The sequence below is a fragment of the Streptomyces termitum genome (assembly GCF_014650175.1).
Classification (GTDB): Bacteria; Actinomycetota; Actinomycetes; order Streptomycetales; family Streptomycetaceae; genus Streptomyces; species Streptomyces termitum.
The window spans coordinates 239,956-266,349 of the sequence record NZ_BMUL01000004.1 but is presented as its reverse complement, the minus strand read 5'-3'; the positions used below and the strand labels follow the sequence as shown (position 1 = coordinate 266,349).

The 26,394-nt window shown below is 74.9% G+C and carries 28 protein-coding genes; 14 read left to right on the top strand and 14 right to left on the bottom strand.

The features are described 5' to 3' along the window. Positions 1 to 3 precede the first annotated feature (3 nt). A complete protein-coding gene (sph, locus tag IE219_RS09785; protein WP_189976202.1) occupies positions 4 to 987 on the top strand; it encodes a sphingomyelin phosphodiesterase in 984 nt (327 codons plus the stop codon). A 16-nt stretch (positions 988 to 1,003) separates the two neighbouring features. Here sph and IE219_RS09780 read toward each other — a convergent pair whose 3' ends face one another. Further along, a complete protein-coding gene (locus tag IE219_RS09780) occupies positions 1,004 to 1,489 on the bottom strand; it encodes a hypothetical protein (RefSeq protein ID WP_189976201.1) in 486 nt (161 codons plus the stop codon). A gap of 94 nt (positions 1,490 to 1,583) precedes the next feature. Further along, positions 1,584 to 1,934 (bottom strand): macro domain-containing protein, encoded by a 351-nt coding sequence (locus IE219_RS09775; RefSeq protein WP_189976200.1) that lies wholly within the window; start codon positions 1,932 to 1,934, stop codon positions 1,584 to 1,586. 108 nt (positions 1,935 to 2,042) lie between these two features. Here IE219_RS09775 and IE219_RS09770 point away from each other — a divergent pair, with 108 nt between their 5' ends. The 3 genes from IE219_RS09770 to IE219_RS09760 all read left to right on the top strand — a co-directional run bounded on the left by IE219_RS09770 (position 2,043) and on the right by IE219_RS09760 (position 3,597). After that, entirely contained in the window at positions 2,043 to 2,252 is a 210-nt protein-coding gene (locus tag IE219_RS09770; RefSeq protein ID WP_189976199.1) for a helix-turn-helix domain-containing protein, read from the top strand. Continuing rightward, positions 2,252 to 2,794 carry a Clp protease N-terminal domain-containing protein gene (locus IE219_RS09765; RefSeq protein WP_189976198.1) on the top strand — a complete coding sequence of 181 codons (543 nt, stop codon included), beginning with the start codon at positions 2,252 to 2,254 and terminating at the stop codon, positions 2,792 to 2,794. Before IE219_RS09770 ends, IE219_RS09765 begins: the two co-directional genes overlap by 1 nt. A 65-nt stretch (positions 2,795 to 2,859) precedes the next feature. Beyond that, complete coding sequence (locus IE219_RS09760; protein WP_189976197.1) at positions 2,860 to 3,597, top strand: MerR family transcriptional regulator; 738 nt, start codon at positions 2,860 to 2,862, stop codon at positions 3,595 to 3,597. On the opposite strand, the gene IE219_RS09755 is transcribed toward IE219_RS09760, so the two are convergent. Genes IE219_RS09755 through IE219_RS09740 form a run of 4 tightly spaced genes read right to left on the bottom strand, consistent with a single transcriptional unit; the run spans position 3,584 to position 9,360 of the window. Further along, positions 3,584 to 5,758, bottom strand: coding sequence for a 3-hydroxyacyl-CoA dehydrogenase NAD-binding domain-containing protein (locus IE219_RS09755; protein WP_189976196.1), 2,175 nt, complete (start codon positions 5,756 to 5,758; stop codon positions 3,584 to 3,586). The genes IE219_RS09760 and IE219_RS09755 overlap by 14 nt on opposite strands. A gap of 39 nt (positions 5,759 to 5,797) precedes the next feature. Further along, the gene (locus tag IE219_RS09750) at positions 5,798 to 7,012 is read right to left on the bottom strand and encodes an acetyl-CoA C-acetyltransferase (RefSeq protein WP_189976195.1); all 1,215 of its coding nucleotides are present in this window, start codon (positions 7,010 to 7,012) and stop codon (positions 5,798 to 5,800) included. 48 nt (positions 7,013 to 7,060) lie between these two features. Next, positions 7,061 to 8,212, bottom strand: coding sequence for an acyl-CoA dehydrogenase family protein (locus IE219_RS09745; RefSeq protein WP_189976194.1), 1,152 nt, complete (start codon positions 8,210 to 8,212; stop codon positions 7,061 to 7,063). Then, positions 8,209 to 9,360: a CaiB/BaiF CoA transferase family protein gene (locus IE219_RS09740; RefSeq protein WP_189976193.1), complete on the bottom strand. Its 1,152-nt coding sequence runs from the start codon at positions 9,358 to 9,360 to the stop codon at positions 8,209 to 8,211. The genes IE219_RS09745 and IE219_RS09740 overlap by 4 nt, the downstream gene beginning before the upstream one ends. 169 nt (positions 9,361 to 9,529) lie before the next feature. On the opposite strand from IE219_RS09740, the gene IE219_RS09735 reads away from it, so the two are divergent. After that, entirely contained in the window at positions 9,530 to 10,735 is a 1,206-nt protein-coding gene (locus IE219_RS09735) for a saccharopine dehydrogenase family protein (protein ID WP_189976192.1), read from the top strand. Positions 10,736 to 10,808: 73 nt separating this feature from the next. Here IE219_RS09735 and mmpA read toward each other — a convergent pair whose 3' ends face one another. The 4 genes from mmpA to uppS all read right to left on the bottom strand — a co-directional run bounded on the left by mmpA (position 10,809) and on the right by uppS (position 14,139). Further along, positions 10,809 to 10,952 carry a morphogenic membrane protein MmpA gene (gene mmpA / locus IE219_RS09730; RefSeq protein ID WP_189976191.1) on the bottom strand — a complete coding sequence of 48 codons (144 nt, stop codon included), beginning with the start codon at positions 10,950 to 10,952 and terminating at the stop codon, positions 10,809 to 10,811. A gap of 49 nt (positions 10,953 to 11,001) precedes the next feature. Further along, positions 11,002 to 11,697, bottom strand: coding sequence for an endonuclease V (locus tag IE219_RS09725; RefSeq protein ID WP_189976190.1), 696 nt, complete (start codon positions 11,695 to 11,697; stop codon positions 11,002 to 11,004). 97 nt (positions 11,698 to 11,794) lie between these two features. After that, the gene (locus IE219_RS09720) at positions 11,795 to 13,456 is read right to left on the bottom strand and encodes an oxygenase MpaB family protein (protein ID WP_229849684.1); all 1,662 of its coding nucleotides are present in this window, start codon (positions 13,454 to 13,456) and stop codon (positions 11,795 to 11,797) included. Further along, complete coding sequence (gene uppS, locus IE219_RS09715; RefSeq protein ID WP_229849708.1) at positions 13,453 to 14,139, bottom strand: polyprenyl diphosphate synthase; 687 nt, start codon at positions 14,137 to 14,139, stop codon at positions 13,453 to 13,455. The genes IE219_RS09720 and uppS overlap by 4 nt, the downstream gene beginning before the upstream one ends. A 276-nt stretch (positions 14,140 to 14,415) precedes the next feature. On the opposite strand from uppS, the gene IE219_RS09710 reads away from it, so the two are divergent. Both IE219_RS09710 and IE219_RS09705 read left to right on the top strand, forming a co-directional pair. After that, positions 14,416 to 15,015 (top strand): SMI1/KNR4 family protein, encoded by a 600-nt coding sequence (locus IE219_RS09710; protein WP_229849683.1) that lies wholly within the window; start codon positions 14,416 to 14,418, stop codon positions 15,013 to 15,015. A gap of 36 nt (positions 15,016 to 15,051) precedes the next feature. Continuing rightward, positions 15,052 to 15,351 (top strand): YciI family protein, encoded by a 300-nt coding sequence (locus IE219_RS09705; protein ID WP_189976189.1) that lies wholly within the window; start codon positions 15,052 to 15,054, stop codon positions 15,349 to 15,351. 27 nt (positions 15,352 to 15,378) lie between these two features. On the opposite strand, the gene IE219_RS09700 is transcribed toward IE219_RS09705, so the two are convergent. Continuing rightward, positions 15,379 to 16,551, bottom strand: a complete 1,173-nt coding sequence (locus IE219_RS09700; RefSeq protein WP_189976188.1) for a WD40/YVTN/BNR-like repeat-containing protein — start codon at positions 16,549 to 16,551, stop codon at positions 15,379 to 15,381. Between the two features lie 182 nt (positions 16,552 to 16,733). Here IE219_RS09700 and IE219_RS09695 point away from each other — a divergent pair, with 182 nt between their 5' ends. The 4 genes from IE219_RS09695 (at position 16,734) to IE219_RS09680 (ending at position 21,079) form a co-directional block, all read left to right on the top strand. Continuing rightward, on the top strand, positions 16,734 to 17,219 hold the full coding sequence (locus tag IE219_RS09695) for a (4Fe-4S)-binding protein (protein WP_189976187.1): 486 nt from the start codon (positions 16,734 to 16,736) through the stop codon (positions 17,217 to 17,219). 233 nt (positions 17,220 to 17,452) lie between these two features. Beyond that, positions 17,453 to 17,869 carry a spore wall synthesis regulator SsgD gene (ssgD, locus tag IE219_RS09690; protein WP_189976186.1) on the top strand — a complete coding sequence of 139 codons (417 nt, stop codon included), beginning with the start codon at positions 17,453 to 17,455 and terminating at the stop codon, positions 17,867 to 17,869. Between the two features lie 329 nt (positions 17,870 to 18,198). After that, positions 18,199 to 19,842 carry an ABC-F family ATP-binding cassette domain-containing protein gene (locus tag IE219_RS09685; protein ID WP_189976185.1) on the top strand — a complete coding sequence of 548 codons (1,644 nt, stop codon included), beginning with the start codon at positions 18,199 to 18,201 and terminating at the stop codon, positions 19,840 to 19,842. Positions 19,843 to 20,104: 262 nt separating this feature from the next. Next, entirely contained in the window at positions 20,105 to 21,079 is a 975-nt protein-coding gene (locus IE219_RS09680) for an acyl-ACP desaturase (protein WP_189976184.1), read from the top strand. 36 nt (positions 21,080 to 21,115) lie between these two features. Here IE219_RS09680 and IE219_RS09675 read toward each other — a convergent pair whose 3' ends face one another. Then, positions 21,116 to 21,391 (bottom strand): WhiB family transcriptional regulator, encoded by a 276-nt coding sequence (locus IE219_RS09675; protein ID WP_189976183.1) that lies wholly within the window; start codon positions 21,389 to 21,391, stop codon positions 21,116 to 21,118. A 557-nt stretch (positions 21,392 to 21,948) separates the two neighbouring features. On the opposite strand from IE219_RS09675, the gene IE219_RS09670 reads away from it, so the two are divergent. Then, positions 21,949 to 22,200 carry a hypothetical protein gene (locus tag IE219_RS09670; protein ID WP_373298802.1) on the top strand — a complete coding sequence of 84 codons (252 nt, stop codon included), beginning with the start codon at positions 21,949 to 21,951 and terminating at the stop codon, positions 22,198 to 22,200. A gap of 87 nt (positions 22,201 to 22,287) precedes the next feature. Beyond that, positions 22,288 to 24,387 (top strand): MDR family MFS transporter, encoded by a 2,100-nt coding sequence (locus IE219_RS09665; RefSeq protein WP_189976182.1) that lies wholly within the window; start codon positions 22,288 to 22,290, stop codon positions 24,385 to 24,387. Positions 24,388 to 24,406: 19 nt separating this feature from the next. Here the strand turns inward: IE219_RS09665 and IE219_RS09660 are convergent, their stop codons facing one another. Continuing rightward, a complete protein-coding gene (locus IE219_RS09660; protein WP_189976181.1) occupies positions 24,407 to 24,856 on the bottom strand; it encodes a YchJ family protein in 450 nt (149 codons plus the stop codon). Between the two features lie 4 nt (positions 24,857 to 24,860). After that, complete coding sequence (locus IE219_RS09655; RefSeq protein ID WP_189976180.1) at positions 24,861 to 25,016, bottom strand: hypothetical protein; 156 nt, start codon at positions 25,014 to 25,016, stop codon at positions 24,861 to 24,863. On the opposite strand from IE219_RS09655, the gene IE219_RS09650 reads away from it, so the two are divergent. Further along, positions 25,015 to 26,358 carry a 6-phospho-beta-glucosidase gene (locus IE219_RS09650; protein ID WP_189976179.1) on the top strand — a complete coding sequence of 448 codons (1,344 nt, stop codon included), beginning with the start codon at positions 25,015 to 25,017 and terminating at the stop codon, positions 26,356 to 26,358. The two genes, IE219_RS09655 and IE219_RS09650, sit on opposite strands and share 2 nt — an antisense overlap. The last annotated feature ends 36 nt before the right edge of the window (positions 26,359 to 26,394 follow it).

The window sequence follows — 26,394 nt, the reverse complement described above, 5'->3', positions numbered from 1 at the left end:
CACGTGTCCCTCAGCACGCTCCGCCGCGCCTCCGCCACCGCCGTGTCGCTCGCCCTCGCGGCGACGGCCCTGGCCACGACCGCGACCGCCGCCACGGCCGCACCGGCGGCGCAGACGCCCCGCCTGAAGGTGCTCACCTACAACACGTTCCTGTTCTCGAAGACCCTGTACCCGAACTGGGGGCAGGACCACCGGGCCCGTGCGATCCCGGCCGCGTCCTTCTTCCAGGGCCAGGACGTGGTGGTGCTCCAGGAGGCGTTCGACAACTCCTCCTCCGACGCGCTCAAGGCGAACGCCGCCGCGGCCTACCCGTACCAGACCCCGGTCGTCGGCCGCTCCCGTTCCGGCTGGGACGCCACCGGCGGCTCCTACTCGGCCACCACTCCCGAGGACGGCGGGGTGACGATCCTCAGCAAGTGGCCGGTCGTCCGCAAGGAGCAGTACGTCTACAAGGACGCGTGCGGCTCCGACTGGTACTCCAACAAGGGCTTCGCCTACGCGGTGCTCGACGTGAACGGCGCCCGCGTGCACGTCGTCGGCACCCACACCCAGTCCACCGACCCGGGCTGCTCGGCGGGCCAGGCGGCCCAGGCGCGCAGCCGCCAGTTCAAGGCGCTGGACGCCTTCCTCGACGCCAAGGCCATCCCGGCCGGCGAGCAGGTGATCGTGGCGGGCGACATGAACGTCGACTCCCGCTCCCCCGAGTACGCCACGATGCTCGCCGACGCGGGCCTGGCGGGCGCCGACGCCCGCACCGGCCACCCGTACTCCTTCGACACCCGGCGGAACTCGATCGCGCTGGACCGGTACGCGGGCGAACCGAGCGAGGACCTCGACTACGTCTTGTACCGCTCGGGCCACGCCCGCCCGGCGAACTGGACGAACGAGGTGGTCCCGGCGGCGACCGCGCCGTGGACGGTCAGCAGCTGGGGCACCTCGTACACCTACACCGACCTCTCCGACCACTATCCGGTGACCGGCTTCTGAGCCGGTCACCCGGCGGTCAGTAGCCGGGGCCGCCGAAGAGGGTGTACGCCCAGGCGGCCACGACCGTGCCGACCATCAGCAGGACGACCCAGGAGCCGAGGCCCGTGTGCCGGGACGAGGCCCTGGGCGTCCGCGCCCGCTTCTCCCGCTTCTTCTCCTTGGCCGCCTTCGGCCGGCCCGCCCGGGAGGGGCCCCCGTCCGGGACGTCGGCCGCGGCGGCGACCTCGGCGAGCATCCGGCGGCAGACGGCGGCCAGGTCGGCGACCGGGGTCGTCAGGTCCACCACGACCTCGGTGCGGGCCGGTGCCGTCGTCCCCCCGTCGAGGAGCCGGCCGGCCCGCAGCAGGGCCTGGTCCTTGCCGCCCGTCGGGGCGAGGCTGATCCAGCGGCGCACGTGCTCGCCCCGGATCACGACGCCGCCGCCGCGCTCCCGGTAGACCGTGTGCTCCCGCCACAGGATTCCGGCCAATTCGGTGGCCTTCTCCCTGAGTTGCGCGTACATCCCACTCCCCTGTTCCCGCCCGCCGACGCGGACCGGCCGCCGACTCTAACCGCTGGCGGCCCGTCCGGGCGCCCCCGCCCCCGCGCTGCGCCCGTTACGCACCGAAGTCGTACACGGTGACCTCTGTCCCCCGCTCCACCAGCCGCTTTCTCACCAGGGGTTCCACCCGGCCCCAGGAGCCCCCGGCGAGGCCGCAGCCGATGCGGGGCATGTGGACCGAGGCGCCCAGCTCGGCGGCCTTGTCGGCGAGCAGGCCGAAGTCGTTGCCCGCCCGCTCCCGGTGCCAGCGGCGGTAGGCCGCCTCGGGCTCCGGCCAGCGGCGCGAGAGGGCGAGCACGAAGCCCTTGCCCCAGCCGCCCCGGTCGTTGCAGACGTGGGCGATGATCCGTGTCCCCCGCCCCCGCGGCGCGGTGGCGTCCCCCCGTACGTACGCGATCTCCCTCATGCCGCCACGGTAGGAGCCGGGTCTGACAACGGGGGGTGCGAGCCCCGGACGGCACCCCGCATGTCAACCAGGGTTGACGACCTTCCCTTGTCAACCTACATTGACAGCATGACCGATGCGACCGATCTCGCCGCACGCGCCGGCGACCGCGACCCCCGGGTCGGGCTGCGGGCCGTCTCCGCCCTGCGGCGACTGCTCGAACAACTGGAAGCCGTCCAGGTCCGCGGCGCACGCGCCCAGGGATGGTCGTGGCAGGAGATCGCGACCGAACTGGGCGTCAGCCGGCAGGCCGTCCACAAGAAGCACGGGAGGCAGTGATGTTCGAACGGTTCACGAAGGCCGCGCGGGCCGTGGTGAAGGGGGCGGTCGGCCACGCCGAGCGCGCGGGCGCGCCGGACGTCGGCCCCGAGCACCTCCTGCTCGCCCTCCTCGACCGCGAGGACACCCGCGGCGCGGCCGTCCTCCACCGGCTCTGCCCGCCGGACCACCGCCCCGCCCTGGCCGCGGCCCTCGCCGACGCCCGCCGCCGCGCGGGCCTCTCCCGGGCCGACACCGAGGCCCTGGCGGAGCTGGGCATCGACGTCGGCGCGATCGTCGACCGGGTCGAGGAGGCGCACGGCACCGGCGCCCTGGCCGGCGGACGCGGCCGCCCCGGCCGCCGCCCCTTCTCCCGAGAGGCGAAGGCCGTCCTGGAGAAGTCGCTCCGCGTCACCCTCGCCCGCGCCGACCGCGAGATCGGCGACGAGCACCTCCTGCTGGCCCTCACCGCCTCCGGCGGCACCGTCGCCGAGGCCCTCGCCGACCAGGGCGTGACCTACGCCTCCGTCGACGCCGCCCTCGGTGCCCCGGCCCCGTCCTGAGCGCGGGGGAGGAAGGGCCGCGCGGGTCTTTTACAGCGGTGATGAGACAGCAATACTGTTGCACCATGGAGGACGCGAGCGACGCGGGACCGGTGCCCGGATACACCGTCGACGAACTGGCCGCGCGCGCCGGGACGACGGTGCGGACCGTGCGGTTCTACGGCACCCGGGGGCTGCTGCCGCCGCCCGAGATCGGGCCCCGGCGGGTGGGGCGGTACGGGCCGGGCCACCTGGCGCGGCTCGCGCTCATCGAGGAGCTCCAGCGGCAGGGCATGACGCTCGCCGCCATCGAGCGCTACCTGGAGCAGCTGCCGCCCGAGCTCAGCGCGCAGGACCTCGCGGTGCACCGGGCGCTGGTGGCGTCCTGGGCGCCCGAGTCGGCCGAGACGATCACCCGGCGCGAGCTGGAGCGGCGCGCCGGGCGGGAGCTGGCCGACCGGGACGTCGAGCGGCTCGCCGCGATCGGCGTGCTGGAGGCGACCGGCGACCCCGAGGTGTTCCGGCTCGACGGGGCGCTGCTGCGGCTCGGGGTCGAGCTGCTCGACGTGCCGATCGACCACGAGACGATCCTCGCCTCCCGGACGGTGCTGCTCGACCACGCCCGGTCGGCCGCGCAGGAGCTGGCGCGGCTGTTCCAGGAGGAGGTGTGGAACCCGTACCGGGAGAGCGGGACGGACCCGGACCACCTGACCGCGATGAAGTCGCTCTCGGCGCACATGCAGCCGATGGTGGTCCAGGCCCTGGTCACCGCGTTTCAGCGGTCCCTCAGCGAGGAGTTGCGCTCGGCGTTCAGGAGTCCGTGAAGGTCTCGCCGCGCTCGGCCTTGGCCACCAGGAGGGCGGGCGGGTCGAAGCGCTCGCCGTACGTCTCCGCCAGTTCGCGGGCGCGGGCCACGAAGCCGGCCGGGCCGCCCTCGTAGCCGTTGACGTACTGGAGGATGCCGCCGGTCCAGGCCGGGAAGCCGATGCCCATGATGGAGCCGATGTTGGCGTCGGCGACCGAGGTCAGGACGCCCTCCTCCAGGAGGCGGACGGTGTCCAGGGCCTCCGCGAAGAGCATCCGCTCCTGCATGTCGCGGAACGGGATCTCGTACCCGGGCTTGGTGAAGTGCTCGCGCAGCCCCGGCCAGAGCTTCCCGCGCTTCCCCGACTCGTCGTAGTCGTAGAAGCCCGCGCCGCCGCTGCGGCCGGGGCGGCCGAACTCGTCGACCATGCGGTCGATGACGGCCTCGCCGGGGTGGGTGGCCCAGACGCCGCCGGACTCCTCGATCGCCCGCTTCGTCTCGTTGCGGATCTTGCGCGGGAGGGTGAGGGTCAGCTCGTCCATCAGGGAGAGGATCTTCGCCGGGTAGCCGGCCTGGGCGGCGGCCTGCTCGACGGAGGCGGGCTCGATGCCCTCGCCGACCATCGCCACGCCCTCGTTGAGGAAGTGGCCGATGACGCGGGAGGTGAAGAAGCCGCGCGAGTCGTTGACGACGATCGGCGTCTTGTTGATCTGGCGGACCAGGTCGAAGGCGCGGGCCAGGGCCTCGTCGCCGGTCCGCTCGCCCTTGATGATCTCGACCAGCGGCATCTTGTCGACCGGCGAGAAGAAGTGCAGGCCGATGAAGTCGGCCTGGCGCTCGACGCCCTCGGCGAGGACCGTGATGGGCAGGGTGGAGGTGTTGGAGCAGAGCAGCGCGTCGGGCGCGACGACGTGCTGGATCTCCTGGAAGACCTTGTGCTTGAGCGCGGTGTCCTCGAAGACCGCCTCGATGACCGCGTCGCAGCCGGCCAGCGCCTGCGGGTCGGAGGTCGCGGTGATGCGGGCGAGGAGGGCGTCGGCCTTCTCCTGGGTGGTGCGGCCCCGGGCGACGGCCTTGGCGCAGAGCTTCTCCGAGTACGCCTTGCCCTTGGCGGCGGCCTCGTCGGTGACGTCCTTGAGGACGACCTCGATGCCCGCGCGGGCGCAGGAGTAGGCGATGCCCGCGCCCATCATGCCGGCGCCGAGCACGGCGGCCTTGCGGACCTTGGACCTCTCGAACCCCTTCGGGCGGCTGGCGCCGGAGTTGACGGCCTGGAGGTCGAAGAAGAACGCCTGGATCATGTTCTTCGCGGTCTGGCCGGTGACCAGCTCGGTGAAGTACCGGGACTCGATGACGAGCGCGGTCTCGAAGTCGACCTGGGAGCCCTCGACGGCCGCCGCCATGATGTTGCGCGGGGCCGGGTAGGGGGCGCCGGCCAGCTGCTTGCGCAGGTTGGCGGGGAAGGCCGGGAGGTTGGCGGCGAACTTCGGGTTCGACGGGGTGCCGCCGGGGATGCGGTAGCCGGGGGCGTCCCAGGGCTGCGCCGACGCGGGGTGCTCGTCGATGAAGGCGATGGCCTTGGCCATCATCTCCTCGGGGGTGGCGGCCACCTCGTGGACCAGGCCGTTGTCGAGGGCGCGCCGCGGGTTGTACTGGGTGCCCTGGAGGAGGACCTTGAGGAGGGCGTCGGTGATGCCCATGAGGCGCACGGTGCGGGCGACGCCGCCCCCGCCGGGCAGCAGGCCGAGGGTGACCTCGGGCAGGCCGATCTTGGAGCCGGGGGCGTCGAGCGCGATCCGGTGGTGGGCGGCGAGCGCGATCTCGTAACCGCCGCCCAGGGCCGCGCCGTTGATCGCGGCGACGACCGGCTTGCCGAGGGTCTCGATGCGGCGCAGCGCCCGCTTCATGTCCATGGCCGCGTCGAAGATCGGCCGGGCGTGCTCGGGGCCCGCCTGGATCATGTCCTTGAGGTCGCCGCCCGCGAAGAAGGTCTTCTTCGCGGAGGTGTAGATGACGCCGCGGATCGCGTCCTTCTCCGCCTCCAGGCGGTCGGCGACGGCCGTGATGGAGGCGCGGAACGCCTGGTTCATGGTGTTGGCGGACTGGTTCGGGTCGTCGAGGACGAGGGTGACGATCCCCGTGTCGTCCTGCTCCCAGCGGATGGTGGTGCTCTCGCTCATGACTGATGCTTCTCCGGTTGAGGGGTGCGGACGGGGAGGTCAGACGCGCTCGACGACGGTGGCGATGCCCATGCCGCCGCCGACGCAGAGGGTGGCCAGGCCGTAGCGCTTGTCCTGGCGCTCCAGCTCGTCGACGAGGGTGCCGAGGATCATCGCGCCGGTGGCGCCGAGCGGGTGGCCGAGCGCGATGGCGCCGCCGTTGACGTTGACCTTGTCCAGGGAGACGCCCATGTCCTTGACGAAGCGGAGGACGACCGCGGCGAACGCCTCGTTGATCTCGACGAGGTCGATGTCGTCCATGGTGAGACCCGCCTTGGCCAGCGCCTTGCGGGTGGCCGGGGCGGGGCCGGTGAGCATGATGGTGGGCTCGGAGCCGGAGACGGCGGCCGAGACGATCCGGGCGCGCGGCGTCAGCCCGTACCGCTCGCCGACCTCCTGGGAGCCGATGGCGACGAGGGAGGCGCCGTCGACGATGCCGGAGGAGTTGCCCGCGTGGTGGACGTGGTCGATGGCCTCGACCCAGTGGTACTTCTGGAGCGCGACCGCGTCGAAGCCGCCGAGCTCGCCGATGTCCGCGAAGGACGGCTTGAGGCGGGCGAGGGAGTCGGCGGTGGTGCCGGGGCGGGGGAACTCGTCGTGGTCGAGGACGGTGAGCCCGGCCCGGTCGACGACGGGGACGAGGGCGCGGCCGAAGCGGCCCTCCTTGATGGCGGTGGCGGCCCGCTCCTGGGAGAGGGCGGCGTACTCGTCGACGTCGCGGCGGGTGAAGCCCTCGATGGTGGCGATGAGGTCGGCGCCGATGCCCTGGGGGACGAAGTTGGTCTCCAGGTTGGTCATCGGGTCGGAGAACCAGGCGCCGCCGTCGGAGGCCATCGGGACGCGGGACATGGACTCGACGCCGCCGGCGAGGACGAGGTCCTCCCAGCCCGAGCGGACCTTCATCGCGGCCATGTTGACCGCTTCGAGACCGGAGGCGCAGAAGCGGTTCTCCTGGACGCCGGCGACGGTGTCGGGCAGACCGGCGGCGATGGCGGCGATGCGGGCGATGTCGGAGCCCTGGTCGCCGACCGGGCCGACGACGCCGAGGACGATGTCGTCGACCGCGGCGGGGTCGAGGCCGGGGTTGCGCTCCTGGATCGCCCGGATGAGGCCGGTGACCAGGTCGATGGGCTTGGTGCCGTGCAGGGAGCCGTTGGCCTTGCCGCGTCCGCGCGGGGTGCGGATCGCGTCGTACACGTACGCTTCGGTGCTCACGGGAAGCCTTTCGCGGTGAGGGTGGTGCGGTGCGGGTGCGGCGGGAGGTCAGCCGAGGAGGGAGCGGCCGATGATCTCCTTCATGATCTCCGTCGTGCCGCCGTAGATGGTCTGGATGCGGCCGTCGGTGAAGGCGCGGGCCACCGGGAATTCGCTCATGTAGCCGTATCCCCCGTGCAGTTGCAGGCAGCGGTCGGTGACGCGCTTCTGGAGCTCGGTGGCCCACCACTTGGCCATGGAGGCGTTGACCGGGTCGAGGCCGAGGCCGGTGGGGTCGGCGTGCTCGGCGATGCAGCGGTCGAGGAAGGCGCGGGTGACGGCGCACTCGGTGGCCATCTCGGCGATCTCGAAGCGGACGTGCTGGAGCCGGGCCAGCGGCCGGCCGAACGCCTCGCGCTCCTTGACGTACCGGGTGGTGAGCTCCAGGACGTGCTCGGCGCCCGCGATGCCCGCGACGGCGATGGCGAGCCGCTCCTGCGCGAGGTTGGTCATCAGGTGGACGAAGGCGCCGTTCAGCTCTCCGAGGAGGTTCTCCTTGGGGACGCGGACGTCGGTGAAGAAGAGTTCGGCGGTGTCCTGGGACTTCTGGCCGATCTTGTCGAGGTTCCGGCCGCGCTCGAAGCCCTCCGCGCCGCGCTCGACGACGAGGAGGGAGAGGCCGTGGGCGCCGCCCTCGGGGGTGGTGCGGGCGACGACGACCACCAGGTCGGCGAGGATGCCGTTGGAGATGAAGGTCTTGGAGCCGTTGAGGAGCCAGTGGTCGCCCCGGTCCTCGGCGGTGGTGCGGATGCCCTGGAGGTCGGAGCCGGCGCCGGGCTCGGTCATGGCGATGGCCGTGATGAGCTCGCCGGAGCAGAAGCCGGGCAGCCAGCGGCGCTTCTGCTCGTCGGTGGCGAGCTTGGTGAGGTAGGGGCCGATGATGTCGTTGTGCAGGCCGATGGCGAGGCCGGGGGCGGCGGCCCGGGTGAACTCCTCGGCGAGCACGGAGGCGTACCGGAAGTCGGGGTTCCCGCCGCCGCCGTACTCCTCCTCGACGGCGAGGCCGAGGAGGCCCTGCCGGCCGGCGGCGCGCCACGCCTCGCGGGAGACGATGCCGTCCTTCTCCCACTGCTCGTAGTGGGGCAGCACCTCCTTCTCCAGGAAGGTGCGGACGGTGGCCCGGAATGCCTCGTGGTCCTCGGTGTAGAGCGTGCGCTTCATGTGGTCTTCGACTCCTGGGGGTGCAGGGCGGGGACGGCCCAGTCGCGGGCGACCTCGGCGGTGTCGGCGCCGGGCAGGGCGGGGCCGCGGCGGAGGGTGCCGGGGGTGGCGGAGAAGCGGGGGGCGGGCGCGGGCTGGACGAGTCCGCCGTGCTCGGCGAAGGTGGCGCGGGCCGCGAGGTGCGGGTGGCCGGGGGCCTCGCGCAGCGAGAGGACGGGGGCGACGCAGGCGTCGGTGCCCTCGAAGACCCCGGTCCACTCGGCGCGGGTGCGGGTGCGGAAGCGGGCGGCGACGGCCTCGCGCAGCTCCGGCCAGCGGGCGAGGTCGTGGCGGGCGGCGGTGGTCTCCCCGTCCAGGCCGAGGAGGCGGGCGAACGTGGCGTAGAACCGCTCCTCCAGGGCGCCGACGGCCATGTGGCCGCCGTCGGAGGTGGCGTACACGCCGTAGAAGGGGCAGCCGCCGTCGAGGAGGTTGACCCCGCGCCGGTCCTGCCAGCCGCCGGCCCCGAGCATGGTGTGGATCATGGTGGTGAGGTGGGCGGTGCCGTCCACGATGGCGGCGTCCACGACCTGGCCCTCGCCGTGCTCGCGGGCGTGCCGGAGGGCGGCGAGGACGCCGACAACGAGGTAGAGGGAGCCGCCGGCGTAGTCGCCGAGGAGGTTGGCGGGGATGCTCGGCGGGCCGTCGGGGTCGGGGCCGATCATGCCGAGGGCGCCGGTGAGGGCGATGTAGCCGATGTCGTGGCCGGCGGTGGGGGCGAGCGGGCCGTCCTGGCCCCAGCCGGTCATCCGGCCGTAGACGAGCCGGGGGTTGCGGGCGAGGCAGGCGTCGGGGCCGACGCCGAGGCGCTCGGCGACGCCGGGGCGGTACCCCTCGACGAGGACGTCGGCGCGCTCGACGAGGTCGAGGACGGCGGCCGGGCCGCCCTCGGCCTTGAGGTCCACGAGGACGGAGCGCTTGTTGCGGTTGGTGAGGTCCTGGGCGGGGTCGACGCCGAGGCCGGGGCCGCCGGGCCGGTCGACGCGGACGACGTCGGCGCCGAGGTCGGCGAGGAGCATGGCGGCGAAGGGGCCCGGTCCGATGCCGGCGAGTTCCACGACCCTGACGCCGTCGAGCGGGCCGGTCCGCTCGGTGTGCCTCGTGCTCATCGCACCCCCAGGAGTGTGTGACACCAATGATGTAACACCGAAGATGCTAGGAACGTGTTCCACTCGGCACAAGCCCCCCGGCCGAGCAAGCGCTTGGAAATTCGGCGGGGCGGCCGGGTCCGCTATCCTCCGCCGACGAACACGACACGCACGACGGAAGCGGGGCTCGATGGAGACAGGGGCGGGCGCGGGGCGGGACGCGGGAGCGCGGCCGTACGACGTGGTCCTCTACGGCGCGACCGGCTTCGTCGGCGCGCTCACCGCGGAGTACCTGGCCGGGCACGCCCCCGCCGGCTGCCGCTGGGCCCTCGCCGGGCGGTCGTACGACAGGCTGGCCGCGCTGCGCGACCGGCTCGCCGCCGGACGGCCGCACCTCGCGGAGCTGCCGCTGCTGGTCGCCGACTCCGCCGACCCGGACTCGCTGCGCGAACTCGCCGCCTCGGCGCGGGTGGTGGCGACCACCGTCGGCCCCTACGTCTGGTACGGCGAGCCCCTCGTCGCCGCCTGCGCCGAGGCGGGCACCGACTACCTCGACCTGACCGGCGAGGCCGAGTTCGTGGACCGGGTCTACGTCCGGCACGACGCCCGCGCCCGCGAGACCGGCGCCCGGATCGTGCACGCCTGCGGCTTCGACTCCGTCCCGCACGACCTGGGCGTCCTCTTCACCGTCCGGCAGCTCCCCGAGGACGTGCCGTTGCGGATCGACGGCTTCGTCCGGGCCGGCGCCGTCTTCTCCGGCGGCACCTTCGCCTCCGCCCTCACCGCCTTCGGGCGCGGCCGCCAGACGGCCGCCGCCGCCCGCGAGCGCCGGCTGCACGCGCCCCGGCTGGTCGGCCGCCGGGCCCGCGCCCCGCTCGGCGCGCCCCGCTTCAGCGCCGAGACCGGCACCTGGGCGCTGCCGCTGCCGACGCTCGACCCCCGGGTGGTGGCCCGCTCGGCCGCCGCGCTGGGCCGGTACGGCCCCGACTTCCGCTACCGCCACTACGCCTCGGTGAAGACCCTGCCGATGGCGCTCGGCGGCACGGCGGTCCTCGGCGCCACCGTCACGGCCGCCCAGCTCCCCTTCGTACGGAACTGGCTGATGGACCGTTACGCGGCGGGGTCCGGGCCCTCGGCCGAGCGGCGGGCCCGGAGCTGGTTCACCGTCCGCTTCGTCGGCGAGGGCGGCGGCCGGCGGGTCCTCACCGAGGTGTCGGGCGGCGACCCGGGCTACGACGAGACGGCCAAGATGCTCGCCGAATCGGCGCTCTGCCTCGCCCACGACCGGCTGCCGGCGACGGCGGGCCAGGTCACGACGGCGGTGGCGATGGGCGACGCCCTCACCGCCCGCCTCCGCGCGGCGGGCCTCCGCTTCCGGGTCGCCCACACGGGCTGACGGCCGGGGGCCGGGCGGCGGTCCGGGGCCGGGGCGGGCGGCGGTCCGGCCGGTGAGCCGGTCCCGGCCGGGGTCAGGAGCCGGTGGCCCAGTCGGCGAGGACGTACAGGATGGCGCAGGTCCACGCGACGGCCGAGAGCCCGGCGACGGCGAGGACGGCGGGGAGGGCGCGCCCGGCGGAGGAGCGGCGCGGCGAGGGGGTGGCCTGGTGCGTCATGGGGACCACTGTGCCGTGCGGGTCTGACAACGGCCCCCGGCGCGGGCGTTCAGCCCGCCGCGAGGGCCTCGGCGAGGGCGCGGCGGCAGAGGGAGTCGGCGCGCCGGGTGGTCTCGGGGACGCGGTAGCGCGGGGTGAGGGCGAGGGTGTGCGCGAGGGCGGTGGCGAGGGAGACCCGGTGGCCGGCGGAGACGTACACCGGTTTCACCCCGGTACGGGTCCGCAGGGCCCGGCCGACCTCCTCGCCGTCGGCGAGCAGCGGCGCGGAGTCGCCCCGCCGGGGCCCCGGTTCGGCGCCGGTGGCGGTGAAGGGCTTCTTGGCGACGCCGATCGCGGGCCGGCCGGTGAGGACGCCGAGGTGGCTGGCGAGGCCGAAGCCGCGCGGGTGCGCGATGCCGTAGCCGTCGCACACCAGCAGTCCGGGGTCGGCGGCGAGGCCGTCCAGGGCGGCGAGCACGGTGGGGATCTCCCGGAAGGCGAGCAGGCCGGGGACGTACGGAAAGGAGACCCGGCCGACGGCGGTGGCCTCCTCGACCACCTCCAGGGTGCGGGCGTCGAGGACCACGGCCGCCGCGGCGACGAGGTCCCGCTCGTCGTCGTAGGCCACGTCGAGGCCGGTGACACGGCCCTCCCCCGCGGGCGGCCCGTCCTCGCCGAGCACGAGCCGTCCGCGCAGCCGCCGCTGGACGTCCAGCGCCGCCCCCTCGTCGGCGGGCCACCCCGCCGGAATCCCGATGATCGCCATGACCGGACACCTTACGGCGCCGCCTCCGGGGCCGGTGACCGGGCCGCGTCCGGCGGATCACGGCCGGGGACGCGACGCCCCCGGCCCGGGGCAGGGCCTAGGCGTCGGCGAGGAGGGGGTCGTAGGGGGTGCCGGAGCGGCGGCCGGACATGAAGGCGAGGAAGTCGCCGACGAAGGCGGAGCGGCCGTAGCCGCCGCCGGTGGTGTCGAGGTCGCGGCGGAAGGCGGTGCGGAAGAGGGCGTGGTACTCGTCGGCGCCGATGGCGCCGTCGCCGTCGCGGTCGGTGGCGTCGAAGAGGACCTCGGCGACGCGGATGAGCGCGGGCCCGGCCAGCGAGGGCACCCCGGCGGCGTACTCCCGCGCGCTGATCCACCCGTCGCCGTCGGTGTCCAGGGCGGCCTGGAGCTCGCGCCACCAGGCGGCGAAGGCGTCGTACAGCCGGGTCTCCTCGGGCTCGTCGAGGTCGAGGCGGGTGGCGAGTTCGCGGGCCATCGCGGCGAGGTCGGGCCAGTCGAGGCGGCCGTCGCCGGTCTGGTCGAGGACCGTGCGGAAGAACTCCTCGGCCGTGCGCCGGGCGAAGGTGGCGGGGCCGGTGCCGGTCCTCGCCTCCGTACGGGCGTCCGCCGGGGCGCCGGGGTACGTGCCCGGGCCCGGGCCCTCGGCGGCCCCCGCGAGGGGGGTGAGGAGGCGGAGCAGCGCGCCGGCCCGCCGCATGCGGTCGCGCAGCGCGGTGACCGTGCGGGTGCGCGGGTCGTCGCTCCCCGGCGAGAGGAAGAGGAGGTCGAGGATGCTCTCGGCGCTGATCCAGCCCGGGGGCAGGAAGCGGGCCAGTCCCGCCGTGAGGTAGGCGCCCCGCATCAGCGTCCGCGCGCCGGGCAGCTCCGGCAGCGCGGCCCGGCGGCGGTACGGCTCGGGGAGCGAGGCGACGGTGACGGCGCCGAGGAGCGGGCCGACGACGGCCCGGCCGGCCGCCCAGAGCGTCGGCGCGCCCTCGAAGAGGGCGGGGGCGGGCAAGTGGTCGAAGAGGTGGTAGAGGATGATCCGGGCGGCCTCGGTGTTCTCCAGCTCGGTCTCGACGACCCGGTCGAAGTAGGGCCAGAACTCGCTGACGGTGGGCGGGAGTTCGTCCGCGTCACCGTCGAGGGCGGCGAGGAAGCCGCGGTACTCGGCGTACATCCGCTCGGTCGTCTCCGGGTCGAGCGGCTGGCCGCTCAGCCGGCACATGGTGACGGTGCTCTCGAAGAGGGTGGCGGCGACCCAGGCGCGGGTGGGCCGGTCCATCGCGTCGTACCCCCGGCCCCGCCCGTCGGTGCCGCTCATGCGCGCGTGCAGCCGGTTGAGCCGGGCGGCCTCGCGCTCGCGCGCAGCCTGGTCGGCGCCGAACATGCGCCGCAGGCTGCGGAAGGTGTTGCGCAGGCGGCGCCAGGGGTGGGTGACGAAGGTGGAGTTGTCGGCGAGGGCCGCGCCGACCTGCGGGTGGGCGGCCTCCAGCACGGTCGCCCGGATCAGGGCGAGCGCCCACCGGGGGTCGTCGGCGAAGGAGTGGAAACGCGACCCGGGCCCGAAGAGGGGCGGCGCGTCGGCCGCCGGGGGCGGTTCGTCGGCCGGGGGCGGGGTCCGGGGCGGCGCGGTCGCGCCGGGGGCGGTCACCTCCTCGGACGGACCTGCGGACGGACCGGCGGACGGGCCGCCCGAGGAGCCGGGGCGAGGGCCGGTGGGCGGGCCGTCCGACGGGGTGGGGGGCGGGGCGGGGGTCATCGGGGGGCTCCGTTCGTCGGGGCCGGGAGGCCGCCGAAGCGGCGGTCGCGGCGCCGGTAGGCGTGCAGGCAGGCGAGGAAGTCGGGGGCCCGGAAGTCCGGCCAGAGCGCCTCGGGGAAGACCCACTCGGCGTAGGCGACCTGCCAGAGCATGAAGTTGGAGATGCGCTGCTCTCCGGAGGTGCGGATGACGAGGTCCACGTCGGGGGTGTCGGGGTGCGGCAGGTGCTCCGCGAAGGTCCGTTCGGTCACCTCGTCCGCCGTGACCCCGCCGCGGATCAGCGCGCGGGCGGCCTCGACGATGTCCCGGCGCCCGCCGTGGTCGAAGGCGACGGTCAGCGTCATCCCCCGGTTCTCCTCGGTCAGCAGCGTCAGGTCGGCGAAGTCGCGGGCGAGTTCACGGGGGACGCGGGGGTCGGTGACGCCGAGGAAGCGGCAGCGGATGCCCCGGGCGAGCAGCAGCGGCGCGTGCTTGCGCACCACCCGGCGGACCAGGCGCATCAGGTGGTCGATCTCGGGGCCGGGCCGGTTCCAGTTCTCGGTGGAGAAGGCGTACAGGCTGAGCCATGCGACACCGGCGGAGCGGGCCGCCTCGATGACGTCGAGGACGGCGGCCTCGGCGGCCTGGTGACCGGCCGTGCGCGGCAGCGAACGGCTTTGCGCCCAACGGCCGTTGCCGTCCATGACGCAGGCCACGTGCCGGGGCACGGGCCGCGCCCCGCCGTCGTCCGGCCCCGCGTCCGCGCCCGTCCGGACCCGCCCCGACCCGGGCTCCTCGGTCACGCCCACCCCACCCCGCCTCGCGTCCCCGGCCCGCCCGTCCGCCCGCGCCCCCGCCGGTGCGTGCTCGTGCGGCAGTCTGGCAGCGCGGCGGGCGGCGGCCGGGCGCAACGGGGATGCCGCCACCCGTGGCACACATGTACGAATCTGCGGCCGGGGTGTCGCGTAGCCTTCCCGTCCATGAGCCCTTCCGCCCGGACCGCCGAAGCCCCGGACGCCGCCGGTCCCCTCGCCGGTCTCGTACGCCTCTGTCCGCCGCCCGCGGCCCGGCCGCCCGCCGTGGACTGGGCGGGGACGGAGGCCGCCCTCGGCACCGCGCTCCCAGCCGACTACCGGCACCTCGTCGAGACGTACGGCTGCGGGGTCTTCGACGAGACCGTGTGGTTGCTCGCCCCCGGCGCGGACCGCCCCGACCACGACCTGCTCGCGCAGACCGCCGAGCGGGAGGAGATCCTGAGGGGCCTGTGGGACTACGCCGACGAGGAGCCGCCCGCCGAACTGGCGGAGCCGGGCTCGCGGGTGGTGCCGTGGGCCTTCGAGGAGGGCTCCGGCGCCTTCCTGTACTGGCTGGTGCGGCCGGGCCGGCACCCCGACACCTGGACGGTGCTCTACAACGAGGGGCGCGGGCCGCTGTGGGAGGCGCACGGCACGGGGTGCGCCGCCTTCCTCCACGGCGTCCTGGCGGGGACCGTGGAGACGGCGTACTTCGGCTACCTGTACGAGGTGCACAAGCCGGTGGAGCACCGCTTCGAGCCGGTCGCCGAGGCCCTGGGCGGGTGACCGGCGGCCCGGTCCGCGCCGGATAGCCTTGCACGCATGTTCGTACTCGAATTGACCTACACCGCGCCCGTCGAGCGGGCGGACGCCCTGATGGAGGCGCACCTCGCCTGGCTCGACGCGCAGTACGCCGCCGGGGTGTTCCTCGCCTCCGGGCGGAAGAACCCCCGCGACGGCGGGGTGATCCTGGCCGCCGGGGTCGACCGGGCCGAGATCGAGCGGATCGCGGCGGCCGACCCCTTCAGCGCCGAGGGCGTGTGCGCGTACCGGATCACCGAGTTCTACGCCTCGCGGACGGTCGAGGGGCTGGCCGGCCACCGCGAGCAGCCGTCGGCCTGACCCCCTCTCACCGCCGCCCTCCGGGGCTCACCGGCCGGCGAGCCGGGCGATCCGGCCCTTCTCGCCGGAGGCCCAGCAGCCGCCGTCCGGGGCGCAGTCCACGGTGTCGTACGAGCCGCTGTCCACGGTCCGCCAGGTGCGACCGCCGTCCAGGGTGAGGTCGGTGCCGGTGGGGCCGACGGCCAGGGCGGCGGACCGGTGGTGCGGGAGCCAGGCGGCGCCGGAGCGGTAGGCGGGCGGCGGGGTGGCCGACGGGGTCCAGGTGCGGCCCCCGTCGGAGGTGGTGGCGGCGGCGTCCGGCGAGGGCTGCCCGGTGCGGTAGTCGCCGCCGACCGCGATGCCGTGGTGGCGGTCGCGGAAGGCGAGCGCGAAGGCGCCGCGCGCCGGGTCGCCGGCCGGGACGGGGGTGTCGGTCACGGTCCAGGTGCGGCCCCGGTCGGCGGAGCGGAAGACCCGGGCGGTCGCGCCGCCGCCGGTGGTGAACAGGACGTCCTTGGGTCCGGCGGCGACCAGGCACTGGCCGCTCGCGGCGAAGCCGGCCTCGCCGGGGAGCGCGGCGGGCATCCCGGCGTCCGGGAGGACCGCCCAGGAGCGGCCGCCGTCGCGGGTGGCGAGGATCCGGAACCTCCCGTCGACGGGGTCGCCGAGGGCGAGTCCGTTGCGGTGGTCGAGGAAGGTGACGCAGTCGTAGAAGGCGCGCGGGTCGGTGTTGCGGAACGCCTCGGTCCAGGTGGCGCCGCCGTCCTCGGTGCGCAGCACCCGGGACGCCTCGCCCTCGCCGATGGCGAGCACCACGGCCCGGCGGGCGTCGAACGCCTCGACGTCACGGAGCTCCAGGTCCGCCGCGCCGGGCGGGGAGACGTCGCGCCAGGTGCGGCCGGCGTCGGTGGTCCGCAGCACGGTGCCCTTCGAACCGGCCGCCCAGGCGGTACGGCGGTCGATCGCGGCCAGTCCCCGGAAGCGGGCGTCGGTGCCGGTGGCGGTGAGCCGCCAGGCGGTGTCGGGCGCGGGGGCCGCGAGGGCCGCCGAAAGCGTGGAGGGGGCGGGGGCCGCAAAGGAGGCGGGGGCCGCCGGGGGTGCGGGAATCGCGGGGGCCGCGGGGGTCGCCCCGGCCCGCGCGGGGGCCGCGAGGGTGAGCGCCAGCGCCGTCCCCAGCAGTCCCGCCGTGATCACGCGTCGCGTCTTTCGCACAGGTGTCATGGCGCCGGAAGCTAGCGGGGCCCGGCCCGGCCCGTCCAGAGGGCCGCCGTCCGATCCGGTCCTGTCCTGGCCCGACCTGTCCGGGAGCCGCCGTCCCGGCCCGGGTCCGCCCGGAGGGCCGCCGTCCCGGCCCGGTCGGCGCTCGGGGTGCGGGGCGCGGGCGGCGTTCCTAGGCTGGCGGCATGAGCGAGGCGACGGCCGGCGGCGGATCCGGCACGGAGCGGCCCCCGGAGGCCGGGAAGCCGCGGATCAAGGAGTACGAGGGCGAGGGCGTCACCGTCACCTTCGAGCCCCGGCGCTGTCTGCACGCGGCCGAGTGCGTGCGCGGGCTGCCGGAGGTCTTCGACCTCTCCCGGCGCCCGTGGGTGCTGCCGGACGCCGCCGCCCCGGAACGGGTCGCCGAGGTGATCCGGCGCTGCCCGTCGGGCGCGCTCCGGTACCGGCCCGCCGACGGGACGGCGGAGCCGCCGGACGCGCCGACCACCGTGCGGCGCTCCGCGTCGGGGCAGCTGGTGGTGCGCGGGGACCTGCGGGTCGCGGACGGGGACGGGGAGCGGCGGGAGACGCGGGTGGTCCTCTGCGGCTGCGGCGCCTCGGGGAACCAGCCCTACTGCGACCACTCGGGCCCCTGCGCGGAACCCGACGACGACGTGGCCGAAGAACGCTGAACCGGGCGGCACCGGCTTACCGGAAGCCCCGCACGGCCGCCGCCGGGGTCTTCCGCGCACCGGGTCCGACAGCTTTCTCCGGCCGGTTCCGGGACGCAAGCGGAATGCACGGTGACGCACCTCACGCGGTTTCCCGGTGCACGTTCCGGGCTTCCCGCTCGTCTTCAGTGGTGTCAGGTGCCCTGGTGTCGGGGAGACGCTCAGGATCCGCAGCCCCGCGAGAGGAGTCCGCCGTGTCCGCCGTGATCGAGCAGCCCGTCCAGGCCCGTCTGGTCGCTTCCGCTCCCCGGATGGAGACCGTCCCCGCCACCCTCCGCTACGACCTCGACGATCCGTACGCCGTCAGCATGGCCTTCCCGCCGCCGGCGACCCTGGAGGGCGTGGAGGTGTCCTGGGCCTTCGCCCGGGAGCTGCTCGCGCAGGGCGTGGACCGCCCGGCCGGGGACGGCGACGTGCGGCTGCGGCCGTACGGGTACGACCGCACGGTCGTCGAGTTCCACGCCCCGGAGGGCGTCGCGATGGTCCATGTGCGCACCTCGGAGCTGCGCCTCTTCCTGGAGCGGTCGCAGCACCTGGTGCCGTCGGGGCGCGAGCACCAGTACCTGGACTGGGACCGGGACCTGGCGGAGCTGCTGGGCGGCCTTCCGTAGCCCGGTGGTGACGCGGCGGCCCCCGGGGCCGCCGTGAGGCGTTCCCGGCCGCCGTAAACCGTTTGCGGCCCTCCCGGCCCGGCCCGTACCGTCGTCGGCGTCCCCTCACCTCCCGATCGGAGAAGGAACGTTGCTCGTCTGAGGTCCCGAGACACCGTGCCGCGCGTGCCCCGCTGTGCCGTGCGTGCCGTTCTCGACCTCGGTGGACGAGCCGTTCTCCACGCCGCCCGCGCCCCGGTGTCTCACACGTCGCTCCTGCCCGTGCTCACACCTGTGTCCGCGCGCACGCCGACGCCCGCGTCCGTGCCCGCGGCATCCGGGAGGCCCTCGTGTCACACCAGCCCGTTCTCCTCTCCTCCGCCGCCCTCTCCTTCGCCTGGCCCGACGGCACCGGCGTCTTCGACGGCCTGAAGGTCGCCGTCGGCCCCGGCCGCACCGGCCTGATCGGCACCAACGGCTCCGGGAAGTCGACCCTGCTGCGGCTCCTCGCCGGGGACCTCGTACCCACCGCCGGTTCGGTGCGCCGGTCCGGCCGGATCGGTTATCTGCCGCAGAACCTCGTCCTGGACACCGGCCGCCGGGTGGACGCGGTCCTCGGCATCGACCGGAAACGGGCCGCGCTGCACGCGATCGAGGCCGGCGACCCGGCCGAGGAGCACTTCGCGGTGCTCGGCGACGACTGGGACGTGGAGGAGCGCGCCCACGCGGCCCTGGACCGGCTCGGGCTGGGCGCGATCGGCCTCGACCGCACGGTCGGCGAGGTGTCCGGCGGCGAGACGGTGCTGCTGCGCCTCGCGGCGCTGCTGCTGGCCCGGCCGGACGTGCTGCTCCTCGACGAGCCGACCGACAACCTGGACCTGCGGGCCCGTGCGCGCCTCCAGCGGGCGGTGGAGGAGTGGCCGGGGGCGCTGGTGGTGGTGAGCCACGACCGCGAGCTCCTGGAGCGGGTCGACCGGATCGCCGACCTCCACGAGGGCGGGCTGCGCTGGTACGGCGGCGGGTACACGGCGTACGAGGAGGCGCTCGCGGCCGAGCAGGAGGCGGCGGAGCGGATGGTGCGGGTCGCCGAGGCCGACGTGCGGCGACAGCGGCGGGAGCTGTCGGACGCCCGCGCGAAGCTGGCGCGGCGGCAGCGGTACGCGCGCAAGAGCTACGAGAACAAGGTCGTGCCGAAGGTGGTGGCCAACAACCGCCGGAGCATGGCGCAGGTGTCGGCGGGCAAGCACCGGCACCTGCACGAGGAGCGTCTGTCGAAGGCCCGGGAGCGGCTGGACGCGGCGGCGGAGGCGGTGCGGGAGGACGACGGGATCCGCGTCGAGCTGCCGCGCACCTCGGTGCCGGCCGGCCGCGAGGTGCTGCTGCTGCGGGACCTGGAGCTGCGGTACGGGGCCCGGGTGGAGGGCGCGCTGGAGGTGCGGGGCCCGGAGCGGATCGCGCTGACGGGGCGGAACGGGGCGGGGAAGACGACGCTGCTGCGGACCCTGGCCGGGGAGCTGGCGCCGGTGGCGGGCGAGGCGGCGGTGCACGTGCCGCTGCGGTTCCTGCCGCAGCGGCTGGACCTCCTGGACGACTCCCTGACCGTCGTGGAGAACGTGGCCCGGTTCGCGCCGGCCGCGACGGGGAACGTGATCCGGGCCCGGCTGGCCCGGTTCCTGTTCCGGGGCGCCCGGGCGGACCGGGTGGTGGGCACCCTGTCGGGCGGGGAGCGGTTCCGGGCGACGCTGGCGGCGCTGCTGCTCGCGGAGCCGGCCCCGCAGCTGCTGTTGCTGGACGAGCCGACGAACGGTCTGGACATGGCGTCGGTACGGGAGCTGACGGCGGCGCTCGCCGCGTACGAGGGGGCGCTGGTCGTGGCCGGTCACGACCTGGCGTTCCTGGAGTCGCTGGAGCCGACCCGGTGGCTGCTCCTGGACGGCGCTCTGCGGCCGGTCCCGGTGGAGGAGCTGCGCGAAGGGACGTGCTTCGGGGAGTGAGGGGGGTCCGGGCGTGGGGGAGGCGGGGCCCGGCGTCTGCGCTGTGTAGTCGCCGGGTAGCCGTTCAGTTGTTCACGGGTGACCCGCACCTACGTGACCTGCGTCTCTTTTACCGGGCCGAGCTGGGAACATAACGGAATGTAATCGGACATCGCTCCGGCGGGGGTTGGTCCGCGCCTTATCGGGCCTTAACCTACGGTCTCGTAACCTACGACTCCGTAGGTAGTTCTCCGTCTGTCCCTCTCCGTCCCCAGGAGTCCCCGTGACGCTCACCTCTCCCTCCCTCGACAGCTCGGCAGGGTGGACCGACGCGCGGTTGCTGTACGCGCTGGAAGAGGTGGTGGAGCAGGAGCTGAACCGGCACCTCAAGGTCGCCAAGGACTGGATGCCGCACGAGTACGTGCCGTGGTCGGACGCGCGCAACTTCCCGGGCTTCTTCGAGGACGGCGAGGCGTGGGACCCGTCGCAGTCCAAGGTCACCGACATAGGGAAGACCGCGCTGGTGGTGAACCTCCTGACCGAGGACAACCTCCCCAGCTACCACCACGAGATCGCCAGCCTCTTCGGCCGGGACGGCGCCTGGGGCACCTGGGTGCACCGCTGGACCGCCGAGGAGGGCCGCCACGGCATCGTCATGCGCGACTACCTGCTCGCCTCCCGGGCCGTCGACCCGGACAAGCTGGAGCAGTTCCGGATGGCGCACATGAGCGAGGGCTTCGAGTCGGACAACCGCCACTCGATGCTGCACTCGGTGGCGTACGTGGCCTTCCAGGAGCTCGCCACCCGCATCTCGCACCGCAACACGGGCCACCAGTCCGGCGACCCCGTCTGCGACCGGATGCTCGCGCGCATCGCGCACGACGAGAACCTGCACATGCTGTTCTACCGCAACCTGCTGCGGGCCGCCCTGGAGATCGCCCCCGACCTGGCGATGCAGGCCGTGCGGGACGTGGTGGTCGACTTCCGGATGCCCGGTCACGGCATCCCCGGCTTCGAGCGGGCCGCCGCCCAGATGGCGATCGGCGAGATCTACAACATGCGCATCCACCACGACGACGTGCTGGAGCCGGTGCTGCGGAACCTGAAGGTCCTGGAGATCTCCGGTCTCGGCCCCGAGGGCCTGCGGGCCCAGGAGGAGCTGGGCCTGTTCATGAACGGTCTGGACGCGGAGGCCGCGAAGTTCGACGTGAAGCTCGCCGCCCGCAAGGCCCGGATGGCCGCGCGCGCCGCCGGCTGAACCGCCGCCGGCCCCCGGCCCGCCGCGCGGCGGGGCTCAGGCCCCGTCGCGCACCCGCCGCAGCCGCAGCCGCTCCTTCTCCGAGAGCCCGCCCCACACGCCGAACCGCTCGTCGTGCGCGAGCGCGTACTCCAGGCAGGCCACCCGCCCCTCGCAGGCGCCGCACAGCTGCTTGGCCTCGCGGGTCGAGGAGCCGGGGGCGGGGAAGAAGAACTCGGGGCCCGCCTGGGCGCACAGCGCGTCCTCGCGCCAGGCGAGGTCGGCGGCGGGCCGGGAGGTCGGGAAGGTCAGGACGTCGGTGTCGTTCTGCATGCCTCCACCGTGCCGAGCCGCGCTAAACGCGCCGTCAACATCCGATCAATGCGGCGCGTCGCCCTTCCCCTCCCACGTTTCGCCGCCCCCTCCCGCGCCGCCCCGGGAGCCCTCGCCGGACCTCCCCCTCCCCGTCCGGCCCGGCGGCCCTGCCGCCCGCGTTCCGCCCCTCCGGCCCCCTCCCCCGGCGCCCGGGCGGCCAATGATCATCCGGGTCCGGGCGGCTCCGCGCCACGTGATTTCCTTCACATCACGATCATCGTCCCGGGTCTTGCGCCGCCGCCCGGACCGTCCACCGTCCGCCGCCGGCGCCCGCCATACGCAGGAACCGTGCGCAAAGCCGCGCCCGCGCCGGGCCCCGTACCTGCGGGAACGCGCGGTCCCGCGATCACCGTCCGCGCCGGGCGCGGGCGGGGCGCCCCCGCGTGCGCCCGGCGGACCCGGTGCCCCCGCCGCGCGCCGGGACCGGGGCCGGGACGGAACCGGCACCGGGGTCCGGTACGTATGGAGGTGAGAGCCCTTCCCGTCCGCCCCCACGAACCGCTAGGACTGACCCCGTGATCGCCTCGTCCTCCCCCCTCGTGCCCGTCCCGATCCCCGACCACGTGGCCGCCCTCATCGGCTCCTGTCTCCCCGCCCACGTCCTCCAGGCGGAGATCGAGGCGGACTGCGCGGCCCGCGAGGTCTACCGCTTCCGCGGACCGCTCTGCGCGGAGGACCGGGCCGACCGGGAGCACGCGCTGGCCGCCCTCGCGCGCGCCAACAAGATCCTCGCCAAGCACCACCCGCAGCTGCCCGTGCGTCCCTGACCACGGCCTCCGCGGCCGCCCGGCGGGCGCCACCTGTTCGGCGGTACCCCACGGGCAGCCGCGCCGGGCCGGTGTGACGCTGCGAGGGTGACCACGACCACCGACGCGGCGCCCGCGACCCCGGAGGCACCCGCCCCGCCCGTGCTCGACGGCCGGCGGCGCAACATCGTCTTCGGCACGATCATGCTCGGCGTGCTCCTGGCCGCCCTCGACCAGACCATCGTCGGCACCGCGCTGCCGACGATCGTGGCGGACCTCGGCGGCGCCGCCCACATGTCGTGGGTCGTCACCTCCTACCTCCTCGCGGAGACGGTGGCGACGGTCCTGGTCGGCAAGTTCGGCGACCTCTTCGGCCGCAAGGTGATCTTCCAGATCTCGGCGGTCGTCTTCATCACCGGCTCGTTCCTGTGCGGCCTCGCCTCCAACATGACGCTGCTGATCGTGTGGCGCGGCCTCCAGGGCGTCGGCGCCGGCGGTCTGATGGTGACCTCGATGGCGCTGATCGCCGACGTCATCCCGCTGCGCGAACGGGGCAAGTACCAGGGCGCGATCGGCGCCGTCTTCGGCGTCTCGACCGTCATCGGACCGCTGCTCGGCGGTCTGTTCACCGACCACGCGAGCTGGCGCTGGGCGTTCTACGTGAACGTGCCGATCGCGGTCCTGGTCGTGATCGCCGCCGCCCGCACCATCCCCTCGGTCCGCTCCGCGAGCCGCCCCGTCATCGACTACCTGGGCATCGCGCTGGTCGCCGTCGGCTCCAGCGCCCTGATCCTGGCGACGAGCTGGGGCGGCAACGAGTACGCCTGGAGCTCCGGCGTCATCATCGGCCTCTTCGCGGGCGGTCTGCTCGCCCTCGCCCTGTTCTGCTGGGTGGAGACCCGGGCGGCCGAGCCGATGCTGCCGATGACGCTGTTCCGCAACCCGGTCTTCACCGTCTGCTCGGTGCTCAGCTTCGTCGTCGGCTTCGCGATGCTCGGCGCGATGACCTTCCTGCCGACCTACCTCCAGTACGTGGACGGGGACTCGGCGACGATCTCCGGCATCCGCACCCTGCCGATGGTCGTCGGCCTGCTCATCGCCTCGATCTACAGCGGCAACGTGGTCAGCAAGACCGGGCACTACCGGATCTTCCCCATCGTCGGCTGCGCCGTCATGGGCCTCGGGCTCTACCTGCTGTCGCTGATGGACGAGACCAGCGGGGCCTGGCTGGAGTCGCTGTACATGTTCGTCCTCGGCCTCGGCATCGGCCTGTGCATGCAGGTCCTGACGATCGCCGTACAGAACACCGTCGACTACGCGGACCTCGGCACCGCCACCTCCGGCGTCACCTTCTTCCGGACCCTGGGCAGCTCCTTCGGCACCGCCGTCTTCGGCACGATCTACGCCAACTCGCTCAAGCCGAACCTGACCGCCGGGGTCGCCGAGGCGGCCGCCCTCGGCGGGCCCGCCGGCCTCTCCCCGGAGGCGATCGCGCGGGCCGCGCAGAGCCCCGCCGGGCTCCACTCGCTGCCCGACGGCGTCGCCGCGCCGATCGTCCGCGCCTACGCCGACACCCTCCACACCGTCTTCCTGTGGACCGTGCCGGTCGCCGTCGTCGGCTTCGTCGTCGCCCTCTTCCTCAAGCAGGTGAAGCTGCGCGACACGGTCCGGGAGGCCGCCCCCGACATGGGCGAGGGCTTCGCCTCCCCCACCAGCGCGGGCGACTCCGCCAAGCTCCTCGAACTCTCCGTGGGCCGGCTGCTGAGCCGGATGGACCGGGACACCGCCCGCCGGATCGTCCTGGACTCCGACACCCGGCTCGACGTCGCGGGCGCCTGGGCCGTCATGCAGGTGGAGCTGTACACCCGGACGGTCGGACACGCGAGCCTCGGGCTCATCGCGGCGAGCCGCCGGGTCCCGCCGGAGGTGATCTTCCCGGTCTTCGACCGGATGGTCGACGAGGGCTTCCTCACCCGGCACGGCAACCTCCTCTCCCACACGGAGGCCGGCCGGCGCGAGAGCGAGGTCATCACCCGGGCCTGGGGCGACTGGCTGGCCGACCGGCTGGAGGGCGAGCGCGGCCGGCCCAGCGGGCCCGAGCTGCGGGCCGCCGCCGACGCCATCGCCAAGAAGGCCGTCGCGGAGGACCTGTCGGCGGGCCTCCCGGCCCACCGCGCCCAGGACCGGCGGCCGGTCGGCGCCCGCTGAGGACGCGGGCGCGGGCGGGTCAGTCCTCCGGGAAGTCGCCGTCCACGTACACCCAGGCGCCGTCGTGGCGGGCGAAGCGGCTGTGCTCGGCCAGGGCGCCCGGCTCGCCGCCCTGGACGTAGCGGGCCGTGAAGGCGACCGTGCCGGTCCGGTGGAAGGCCGTCCCGTCGCGGGTGTCGCGGATCTCCAGGCCGGTCCACCGGGTGCCCGGGTCGAGGTCGAGGACGGCGGGCCGGGTGGCCGGCGCCCAGGTCCGCAGCAGATAGGCCGCGTCCCCGACGACGAAGGCGCTGTACCGGGACCGCATCAGCAGCTCGGCGGTCGGCGCCGTACCCCCGCTCCCGTCGTGGAAGCGCCCGCAGCAGTCGCCGTACGCGGCCGGCAGCCCGCAGGGGCAGGGCGATCCCGCGGTGACGGCCGGGGCGGGCGCGGACGGACGGGGGCGCGGCGTGGGCTTGCGTCGGGACATGCGCTCATTCTCCCCCGGCGGCCGGGACGCCGGTGACCGGGACGCGGTTGACCGGAACGCCGGTGACCGGGATGCGGCTGACCGGGATGTGGACGGGCGCGTGGACGTCCGGGCCGGTCCGCCCCGGACGGCGGGGGCGGCCGAGTAGCGTACGGGCCATGCGACTGACGATTCTCGGCGGCGGCGGATTCCGGGTTCCGCTGGTGTACGGAGCCCTGCTCGGCGACCACGCCGAGGGGCGGATCACCCGCGTCACCCTGCACGACCTCGACGGCGACCGGCTCGCGGCCGTGGCCCGGGTGCTGGCCGAGCAGGCGGCGGGGGTGCCGGACGCGCCGGAGGTCACCGCCACCACCGACCTCGACGAGGCGCTGCGCGGCGCCGACTTCGTCTTCTCGGCGATCCGGGTGGGCGGTCTGGAGGGCCGCGCCGCCGACGAGCGGGTGGCGCTGGCGGAGGGCGTGCTCGGGCAGGAGACGGTCGGCGCGGGCGGGATCGCGTACGGCCTGCGGACCGTGCCGGTCGCGACCCGGATCGCGCACCGGATCGCCGCGCTCGCCCCGGACGCCTGGGTCATCAACTTCACCAATCCGGCCGGGCTGGTGACGGAGGCGATGTCCCGGGTGCTGGGCGACCGGGTCGTCGGCATCTGCGACTCCCCGGTGGGGCTGGGCCGGCGGGTGGCGCGGGTGCTGGGCGCGGACCCGGACCGGGTGTGGATCGACTACGTGGGCCTGAACCACCTGGGGTGGCTGCGCGGGCTGCGGGTGGACGGGCGGGACGAGCTGCCCCGGCTGTTCGCGGACGAGGCGCTGCTGGGCTCGTTCGAGGAGGGGCGGCTGTTCGGCCCGGAGTGGCTGCGCTCGCTGGGCGCGGTGCCCAACGAGTACCTGCACTACTACTACTTCAACCGGGAGGCGGTGGCCTCCTACCGGGCGGCGGAGCGGACCCGGGGGGCGTACCTGCTGGACCAGCAGGCCGGTTTCTACGCGGAGGCGGCGAAGCCGGAGGTCCGGGCGCTGGACGCCTGGCACCGCACGCTGGCGGACCGCGAGGCGACCTACATGGCGCACAACCGGGAGGCGGCCGGGGCCGGGGACCGGGCCGAGGAGGACCTGGAGTCCGGCGGCTACGAGAAGGTGGCGCTGGCGCTGATGCGGGCCGTCGCGCGCGGCGAGCGGGCCACCCTGATCCTGAACGTGCGGAACGGGACGACGCTGCCGGGCCTCGACGCGGACGCGGTGATCGAGGTGCCGTGCCTGGTCGACGCGAACGGCGCCCGGCCGATGGCCGTGGACCCGCTGCCGTACCACGCGGCGGGCCTGGTGGCGGCGGTGAAGGGCGTGGAGCGGGAGGTGCTGGCGGCGGCGGAGAGCGGCGAGCGGGCGGCGGCGGTGAAGGCGTTCGCGCTGCACCCGCTGGTGGACTCGGTGGCGGTGGCGCGCCGGCTGTTCGACGGTTACGCGGCGGTGCACCCGGGGCTCGCGTACCTGCGGGCGTGACGGCACGCGGGGAGGGGCCCGCGGCGCGAACCGCGG

Excerpts from the sequence above, each read along its gene's own strand:
- IE219_RS09760 (WP_189976197.1), top strand. The coding sequence starts at position 2,860 with ATGGAGGACGCGAGCGACGCGGGACCGGTGCCCGGATACACCGTCGAC.
- IE219_RS09720 (WP_229849684.1), bottom strand. The coding sequence starts at position 13,456 with ATGACCCCCGCCCCGCCCCCCACCCCGTCGGACGGCCCGCCCACCGGC.
- IE219_RS09780 (WP_189976201.1), bottom strand. The coding sequence starts at position 1,489 with ATGTACGCGCAACTCAGGGAGAAGGCCACCGAATTGGCCGGAATCCTG.
- IE219_RS09710 (WP_229849683.1), top strand. The coding sequence starts at position 14,416 with ATGAGCCCTTCCGCCCGGACCGCCGAAGCCCCGGACGCCGCCGGTCCC.
- IE219_RS09770 (WP_189976199.1), top strand. The coding sequence starts at position 2,043 with ATGACCGATGCGACCGATCTCGCCGCACGCGCCGGCGACCGCGACCCC.
- IE219_RS09675 (WP_189976183.1), bottom strand. The coding sequence starts at position 21,391 with ATGCAGAACGACACCGACGTCCTGACCTTCCCGACCTCCCGGCCCGCC.
- IE219_RS09775 (WP_189976200.1), bottom strand. The coding sequence starts at position 1,934 with ATGAGGGAGATCGCGTACGTACGGGGGGACGCCACCGCGCCGCGGGGG.
- IE219_RS09705 (WP_189976189.1), top strand. The coding sequence starts at position 15,052 with ATGTTCGTACTCGAATTGACCTACACCGCGCCCGTCGAGCGGGCGGAC.
- IE219_RS09700 (WP_189976188.1), bottom strand. The coding sequence starts at position 16,551 with ATGACACCTGTGCGAAAGACGCGACGCGTGATCACGGCGGGACTGCTG.
- IE219_RS09695 (WP_189976187.1), top strand. The coding sequence starts at position 16,734 with ATGAGCGAGGCGACGGCCGGCGGCGGATCCGGCACGGAGCGGCCCCCG.
- IE219_RS09650 (WP_189976179.1), top strand. The coding sequence starts at position 25,015 with ATGCGACTGACGATTCTCGGCGGCGGCGGATTCCGGGTTCCGCTGGTG.
- IE219_RS09765 (WP_189976198.1), top strand. The coding sequence starts at position 2,252 with ATGTTCGAACGGTTCACGAAGGCCGCGCGGGCCGTGGTGAAGGGGGCG.
- IE219_RS09740 (WP_189976193.1), bottom strand. The coding sequence starts at position 9,360 with ATGAGCACGAGGCACACCGAGCGGACCGGCCCGCTCGACGGCGTCAGG.
- IE219_RS09735 (WP_189976192.1), top strand. The coding sequence starts at position 9,530 with ATGGAGACAGGGGCGGGCGCGGGGCGGGACGCGGGAGCGCGGCCGTAC.
- mmpA (WP_189976191.1), bottom strand. The coding sequence starts at position 10,952 with ATGACGCACCAGGCCACCCCCTCGCCGCGCCGCTCCTCCGCCGGGCGC.
- IE219_RS09655 (WP_189976180.1), bottom strand. The coding sequence starts at position 25,016 with ATGGCCCGTACGCTACTCGGCCGCCCCCGCCGTCCGGGGCGGACCGGC.
- IE219_RS09660 (WP_189976181.1), bottom strand. The coding sequence starts at position 24,856 with ATGTCCCGACGCAAGCCCACGCCGCGCCCCCGTCCGTCCGCGCCCGCC.
- uppS (WP_229849708.1), bottom strand. The coding sequence starts at position 14,139 with ATGGACGGCAACGGCCGTTGGGCGCAAAGCCGTTCGCTGCCGCGCACG.
- IE219_RS09745 (WP_189976194.1), bottom strand. The coding sequence starts at position 8,212 with ATGAAGCGCACGCTCTACACCGAGGACCACGAGGCATTCCGGGCCACC.
- IE219_RS09725 (WP_189976190.1), bottom strand. The coding sequence starts at position 11,697 with ATGGCGATCATCGGGATTCCGGCGGGGTGGCCCGCCGACGAGGGGGCG.
- IE219_RS09755 (WP_189976196.1), bottom strand. The coding sequence starts at position 5,758 with ATGAGCGAGAGCACCACCATCCGCTGGGAGCAGGACGACACGGGGATC.